The sequence below is a fragment of the Fulvivirga lutimaris genome, assembly GCF_009711525.1.
In the GTDB taxonomy this organism is placed as follows: Bacteria; Bacteroidota; Bacteroidia; order Cytophagales; family Cyclobacteriaceae; genus Fulvivirga; species Fulvivirga lutimaris.
On record NZ_SMLV01000116.1, the window covers coordinates 641 to 2069 of the forward strand.

2 protein-coding genes are annotated in these 1429 nt (G+C 45.2%); both read right to left on the reverse strand.

Features of this window, described 5'->3' with window-relative positions:
• The coding region (locus E1140_RS21710; protein ID WP_343034107.1) for an FG-GAP repeat protein at positions 1 to 263 on the reverse strand (263 nt) is incomplete at its 3' end.
• Between the two features lie 108 nt (positions 264 to 371).
• The coding region (locus tag E1140_RS00560; RefSeq protein ID WP_185153332.1) for an FG-GAP repeat protein at positions 372 to 1429 on the reverse strand (1058 nt) is incomplete at its 5' end.

The window sequence follows — 1429 nt, forward strand, 5'->3', positions numbered from 1 at the left end:
ACAACAGCATAGTCACCTGAGATATTGACTGACCAACCAAAATAGTCACCTGAGCCTCTATCGGAAGTGACTATTTTCTGCACTTGTCCCCAATTATCAATGCCACCCTCATCTTTTCTGAAGAGGTAGGCAGAGCCGGCACCAGAGATGTAATTTTCACCTGATGCATCTTCCTCTTCATTATATGCCCCTACGATAGCATACTCCCCTGAAATACTAACGGAAAAACCAAAATAGTCAGTTGCAGTTCTATCGGAAGCCACAATTTTCTGGACTTGCCCCCAATTATCAATACCCCCCTCATCTTTTTTGAAGAGGTAGGCAGAGCCTGCAGCAATGGCGTTGTTTCCTCCTAATGCATCTTCATCTTCCTAATGTGCCCCTACGATAGCATAGTCGCCTGAAATACTAACGGAAAAACCAAAATTGTCGAGTTTGGCTCTATCGGAAGCCACTATTTTCTGGACTTGCCCCCAATTATCAGTCTCATCTTTTTTGAAAATGTAGGCGGAGCCGGCACCAGAGGCGTTGTTTCCGCCTAATGCATCTTCATCTTCAAAATATGCCCCCACAATAGCATAGTCACCTGAAATACTAACGGAATAACCAAAATTGTCACCTGAGCCTCTATCGGAAGCAACTATTTTCTGCACTTGTCCCCAATTATCAATACCCCCCTCATCTTTTTTGAAGAGGTAGGCAGAGCCTGCAGCAATGGCGTTGTTTCCTCCTAATGCATCTTCAGATTCCGAATATGCCCCCACAATAGCATAGTCACCTGAAATACTAACGGAATAGCCAAAACGGTCACCTGAGCCTCTATCGGAAGCCACAATTTTTTGCACTTCTGTCCAATTGCCATTGATATTTTTAAAGATGTAGGCAGAGCCGGCAGAAGGGGCGTTGTTTCCTCCTAATGCATCTTCATCTTCCGAATATGCCCCCACAATAGCATAGTCACCTGAAATACTAACGGAATAGCCAAAACGGTCACCTGAGCCTCTATCGGAAGCCACAATTTTCTGGACTTGCCCCCAATTATCAATACCCCCCTCATCTTTTTTGAAGAGGTAGGCAGAGCCTGCAGCAATGGCGTTGTTTCCTCCTAATGCATCTTCAGATTCCGAATATGCCCCCACAATAGCATAGTCACCTGAAATACTAACGGAATAGCCAAAACGGTCACCTGAGCCTCTATCGGAAGCCACAATTTTCTGGACTTGCCCCCAATTATCAATACCCCCCTCATCTTTTTTAAAGATGTAGGCAGAGCCGGCAGAAGCGATGTTATTACCCCCTGATGCATCTTCAGATTCCAAATATGCCCCCACAATAGCATAGTCACCTGAAATACTGACGGAATAACCAAAGTTGTCATTTGCTGCCCTGTCTGAGGCTACCCCCTTAATCACTTCATCCCAGTTTTGGG